General features: G+C 42.6%; 10 protein-coding genes and 1 pseudogene. 7 read left to right on the top strand and 4 right to left on the bottom strand.

Annotation, left to right across the window (positions count from 1 at the left end):
- Window positions 1-90 precede the first annotated feature (90 nt).
- From C7N83_RS12950 to C7N83_RS12925, 7 genes are all read left to right on the top strand, one after another.
- The gene (locus C7N83_RS12950) at window positions 91-369 is read left to right on the top strand and encodes a hypothetical protein (RefSeq protein WP_245911233.1); all 279 of its coding nucleotides are present in this window, start codon (window positions 91-93) and stop codon (window positions 367-369) included.
- 331 nt (window positions 370-700) lie between these two features.
- Window positions 701-874 carry a DUF5397 family protein gene (locus C7N83_RS16795; RefSeq protein ID WP_170064917.1) on the top strand — a complete coding sequence of 58 codons (174 nt, stop codon included), beginning with the start codon at window positions 701-703 and terminating at the stop codon, window positions 872-874.
- A gap of 319 nt (window positions 875-1,193) precedes the next feature.
- Window positions 1,194-1,478 (top strand): HigA family addiction module antitoxin, encoded by a 285-nt coding sequence (locus tag C7N83_RS12940; RefSeq protein WP_245911232.1) that lies wholly within the window; start codon window positions 1,194-1,196, stop codon window positions 1,476-1,478.
- 16 nt (window positions 1,479-1,494) lie between these two features.
- Window positions 1,495-1,653, top strand: a complete 159-nt coding sequence (locus C7N83_RS14975; RefSeq protein ID WP_170064916.1) for a hypothetical protein — start codon at window positions 1,495-1,497, stop codon at window positions 1,651-1,653.
- 1,197 nt (window positions 1,654-2,850) lie between these two features.
- Window positions 2,851-3,027: a hypothetical protein gene (locus C7N83_RS16375; RefSeq protein ID WP_245911231.1), complete on the top strand. Its 177-nt coding sequence runs from the start codon at window positions 2,851-2,853 to the stop codon at window positions 3,025-3,027.
- A gap of 77 nt (window positions 3,028-3,104) precedes the next feature.
- Complete coding sequence (locus C7N83_RS16370) at window positions 3,105-3,242, top strand: hypothetical protein (protein ID WP_245911230.1); 138 nt, start codon at window positions 3,105-3,107, stop codon at window positions 3,240-3,242.
- On the top strand, window positions 3,232-3,879 hold the full coding sequence (locus tag C7N83_RS12925; protein WP_245911235.1) for an N-6 DNA methylase: 648 nt from the start codon (window positions 3,232-3,234) through the stop codon (window positions 3,877-3,879). The genes C7N83_RS16370 and C7N83_RS12925 overlap by 11 nt, the downstream gene beginning before the upstream one ends.
- A 168-nt stretch (window positions 3,880-4,047) precedes the next feature.
- On the opposite strand, the gene C7N83_RS12920 is transcribed toward C7N83_RS12925, so the two are convergent.
- The 4 genes and pseudogenes from C7N83_RS12920 to C7N83_RS16365 form a co-directional block, all read right to left on the bottom strand.
- A complete protein-coding gene (locus tag C7N83_RS12920; protein WP_170064915.1) occupies window positions 4,048-4,407 on the bottom strand; it encodes a TrbG/VirB9 family P-type conjugative transfer protein in 360 nt (119 codons plus the stop codon).
- A gap of 9 nt (window positions 4,408-4,416) precedes the next feature.
- Window positions 4,417-4,578: a hypothetical protein gene (locus tag C7N83_RS14970; protein WP_170064914.1), complete on the bottom strand. Its 162-nt coding sequence runs from the start codon at window positions 4,576-4,578 to the stop codon at window positions 4,417-4,419.
- Between the two features lie 11 nt (window positions 4,579-4,589).
- Window positions 4,590-4,754 carry a VirB8 family type IV secretion system protein gene (locus C7N83_RS12915; protein WP_245911234.1) on the bottom strand — a complete coding sequence of 55 codons (165 nt, stop codon included), beginning with the start codon at window positions 4,752-4,754 and terminating at the stop codon, window positions 4,590-4,592.
- A 25-nt stretch (window positions 4,755-4,779) separates the two neighbouring features.
- Window positions 4,780-5,084, bottom strand: a pseudogene (locus C7N83_RS16365) (IS5/IS1182 family transposase); the annotation flags it as partial.

Raw genomic sequence — 5,084 nt, 5'->3', positions numbered from 1 at the left:
CGGTCTGACTTTACAATATTTGGCTAAATCAGCTTGCGATTTTTTCAAATCGGTAAGGCGTTGTTTAATTCGGTCGGCGAGTGTATTCATGTGGCTATTATCGCTGTCAATTATTTTCCTTTGGGAAGCTCGAATGATCTGCTTTCTAACCTGTTTTGGTGGAGCGAAGTCGCCGAAAAAGACCCGAAACGCTGCGGCTGGATTTATAAAACCGCCGCCGACTTGAACGAAAAAGTCGGTCTGGCACGGCGCGGCTACGAGAAAGCGCGTAAATTCCTGTCTGAAAAAGGCATCATCCAATACAAACGCGCCGGTGTGTTCTGCAAGATGCACTGGCAAATCAACAAAGAACAGCTGCTTCTTCCCTGAAAAATTCTCTTTTTAAATCTTATGCTTGTACATTTTGTACAAAGTAGTTTGCACAAATAGGACAATCCAGTTTACGCATTCCCTACACGCTCTATACAGAGACCACGCGCAAAGACCACTCTCATAGAGTATTAGTGGCTGCGCCTGATTAAATTTTATACAAATGCTTTTTTGTATTGGAAATAGACGCTTACGGTAATTTTTCAGGGAGGATATATACGGATTTTGTGGATAAATAAATAGGAGAATGAGAAGATATTGCTTGATTTTAATAACGGGTTTCGTTATTACTAAAAAATATAGTTTTGATTTATATGGAGAAAAAACATGAATCAGACAAATACAGCCGTACCTACCGGCTCTATCCGACGTTCCCTATATTGTCGGAGAGCCTTTAGAACAACTGCCTGACGGCGATTGGCTGGTTAATATCGAAGTGCTGGAAAGCGGCGAGCAAACCCAATATAAACTGTCCCATATCATTCAAGACCCGAAAGCCATCTGATGTACGCATTTCTTTTGATTTAGTCGTTTCCGACACCGTGCAAAACCACCCTAAAGGGGTTTCTCGAGCCTATGCAGCATTGGCATTACTTTGCGTAGATTTGGTTTCCACCATGTTCAAGGCAGCTTGTACACCTGTCAAAACGAGAATTTGTCAAACCTGTTTGATGCCATCAATGCCTTGAAAGCTCTAGATTGGTTTCCTGCTTCTGTCAGGGATATTCGCGCATTCCGCATTGAGCAACGGTCTGATTTTACTAAATCTATGAGATATTGAATTAATGAATAAATTTTCATAAGGGTTGATGATGGAAAACAAAATGCGTTTGATTCATCCGGGAGAGATTTTGCTAGAAGAATGGTTAAAACCTTTAGAAATTAGCCAATATGCACTGGCCAAAACCATTGATGTGCCGCCACGTCGTATTAATGAAATCGTACTTGGCAAACGGGGTATCAGTGCTGATACCGCTCTTCGTCTGGCAATTTTTTTTAATACTGATGCACAAAGCTGGCTGAATATGCAAAATCACTATGATATACGGCAAGCAGAAATTACTATTACTGAAAAGTTAAAACAAATACACCCGTATTCCGCCAGTTAATTACTTGGAAAATATCATGAAAAATCATACAGATGGATATTTGCTTAAAAAAGCGGAAGATTCTTGGCGGCATTATCAGGAAACGGGTTTACATGTTACTTTAGAAGAGGCTAATGATTGGATGGGTAAAATCATTGCCAGTGAAGAGACGGGGAGGCTTGAATGCCACAAATGATTTTAACCGAGAATGGCCGGGCAATCGTGGCGATTAAACACCAACGAAAATTTAATTACACTCTGTTAGCCAAGAATTGATAAAGGCCGTCTGAAATATAGACGTCCTTTTTATTAGATGTATTCTTCCGCATCGATTTTTTGCTGCCAATTAAAACCTGTTCCGGAATTCTGGGGGTGATTTTGGCTTTATTGCTCAGTTGCAGGTGCTTTAGTTTCAGGTAAATTTGTTTCATTTTTAACAATCACCGGAGGCGATGCCTTTTCATCAGGCTTAATATGAGACCGTACAAACCGACTTAGGGTAGGTCGACTGACTTTAAGCCCTTTCTTTTCCATCAAATATTGCAATATCTGACCTTCGCTATAGCCATTCTTTTTCAGAGCAACTATATCTTCAATATAGGGAGTAACTTAGAAGTTTTACCTTCCGGCGTAGTATTTTTCATAAAATCGGCAAGATCGCTCATATTCTCTTTCTGAATCAAATTTATATTATATAATGTATCACAATTTAATCATAAACCATCATATAAGTAAAGAATAAATCGCCATTATTGTATAGAGAAACATCATTAAAATACCTATTTGTATTATTTTATAAAGCTAAGATTCATTTAAATTAAATATAATATAAATATGTATCATAATTAAATTATATTTGAAAATTTAAGTATCTTATAAATATGATATATATATATCAAAAAAACATCAAATATTTCCATATTTCAATATTTATTTCCTATCCGCGCGTACTTTGCCTTCAAAAAACAATATATCAAAAGAAATATAAGATATTTCTGTTAGAACGCGACGCGCGCGCAGGATAGGCTTGAGCCGACAAAACGACCCCGTTTTGTGATTCCACCCACAGGCGGAAACGCCGCAAAGCGGCTGTCCCATGAAACAACCATCGGGGGCGGTGGCCCCCGATGGTTGTAAAATATTGTTATTAATTTTGCATAAACGGAGTGAAAAAATAGGACTGAATATGTACGTTTATACCATGTGCGCCAAATTTGTCGGCGACAAACAAACCGATGTAATGCCGAAAACAGACGAAGAGCGCGAGCAGGCAGAGTTAACCGATATTGCCTACTAGCGGAAATTTAACCACCTACACGGGGGGATGTAAAACCTGTATCGGGAAAAAGGCGGTCAGGAAGAAGTATTTAACTGTCAAACCGTCAGGCTTGAGATGGACGACTTAGAGCGACTGAAACAGGCTCTTAAAAATGGCGAGCTGAAACATACGCCCGGTTTCTTCTTTGGAGAGGAAGAAATCTATTCAGGAGACATTCAGGCAACAAACACATTTATCACGACTGCCTGCGATGCCATACAGAACGGCTTAACCGTGTTCTATGACAGTTGACGGTAATCGTTTTTAACCACTTTTCAGACGGGCCTTAGTGCCGTCTGGATTCCCCCCTAATAAAAAAGGTGAACGATATGCGCGAGAAATATAAAGAACCGGTGAAGCTATTACAAGGTTTTGGTGCCAGCTTCAGAACGAGCGATATTTTCAGGGATTTCGTAGAACTATCGGCGATAGCCATCATGAACCAATACGCTTTTGATGCCCATTAGGAAAAATGGGAAAGCCGCTACCACGAAATACGGAAAAAATATCAGGAATGCGATTTTAACCGCTTTCCCGAACTTGTGGCTGTTTTGGTGGAGACAATTCATGTACAAAAGGAACAAGGCTATTTTGTTGATGTACTATCAGTTGTACATGGATTTGAATCTCGGCAACACGGCCAATGGGCAATATTTTGCGCCTTACCACGTTTGCCAATTAATGTCGGCACTGGTCACTCAGGATTTGGGAGAAAAGCTTCAAACCGAAAAATTTGTAACCATTCTGGAGCCAGCCTGCGGAAGCAGTGCGAACCTGATAGCTTTTGCCGAATCTGTGCAATCCCACGGTTACACCTCTGCGAAACACATAGCGGCGGTCGGTGTTGATATTGACGCTTTGTGTGTGTGGATGTGCTACCTGCAATGCCAGCTATACCGCATACCCGCCAAAATCGTGCACGGCAACAGCCTAACGCATGAATTTTGGTCGGCTTGGTGCACTTCCGATTGGGTACACGGCGGCTATACTCAGGCTATGGCTGAAAGAATTTCCGACTCAAAAAAAGAACCGGCCACGGAAGCGGGAACAGGGGCTATCCGGCCGAAGTTACTTACTCTTAAAGAACAGCTAGTTTTGTTTTGACGGTTTCAGGCGGCCATATCTGGCCGTCTGAATAGGCCAACGGAAAAAGGAAAGGACGATGAAATATCATTTTGAATACGAGAGCACGGTTATCGCCTATTTGTTGCTGAGCTGGATGAAGAGACCGTTATTTTTGATGCAGACCGATATATAAACCTGTATCAGGTTTTAAGTGAGCTGATGAAGGTTGATCGTAAATTCGGAAAAGTACAGATAGATGCCACCATACGAAGCGTTAGCGGCTCGTTTGAATTTGCCCTGATGGGTTGCTGTGTTGAAATTCATTGGTATGAGTGCTTGGACGTTACCTCCCAATGGTTTTGGAACAATACGCTGGTTGATTAGCGAAAGCTCAAAAGCATAAGTACGCTTTTTGTTGGTGGTCATCAGCATATTGGTGGTCAGTGATGCGGCAGCAGGCTTGAAAATGATGTTGTTGCCTTTAACGGCAACTTTCCATGCTTCAGAATCGCCTGTACCCAAAGAGGCAGTTTCGCCCTCGAGCCGCTCATCTGCTTCCAACTGCACCAATACTGCCTAGCCAATACGGGCGCGGATATAGACAACATCATGCGGGTTATACATTACCGTCTGAATCCGGCCGTCTTTGGCCGAACCGGTGGGAATAGCCACGGCTGCGGCCAAATCCGGCAGCATGGCTGCAAAAACTAAAAAAGGTAATTTGCTGTTCATCTTCATCACAGTTCCTTTTATGGTGCTGTTTCAGGGTTAATACGGTAGCTGGTTACTTGGAAACCGAGCGGATTAATCCGGCATTCGGTTTCACCCATCGGCTGATCGGCATATTCAAAGCCGATAGTTGCAATCCAGTTCTGTACCGGCAAGGTTTTACTTAAATCGCCGGTAACCGGCATCATGCGTTTTTCAAAACGTACCTGCGCGGTGCAGCGTACCAAAGCCCCGCCCCACCGCATAACGCGTTTTCGACAATTGCTTATTTCTTATCTTCTTCTGTTAATGGGTAACCCCGGTGCGCCTTACGCATAATGCCGTCTGAAAGCCCTTTATGTTGCAGTAACGTTCGGTTGGCTTTGCCGTCATATCCTTTAAACCCTGGTTCCTTCGGCAATATCTTGCAGCAACGGTTCAAAGTGGTTGCACCCGTGTCCGTCTGCAGGACTGATGTGCAGTTTCCCGATATAGCCCTTCACGGCCGGTACGGCTATGCTGTTTGTAGCCGAGTT

This window comes from Neisseria iguanae, from assembly GCF_003013245.1.
GTDB classification, from domain to species: domain Bacteria; phylum Pseudomonadota; class Gammaproteobacteria; order Burkholderiales; family Neisseriaceae; genus Neisseria; species Neisseria iguanae.
This window is presented reverse-complemented; position numbering and strand designations above follow the sequence as displayed.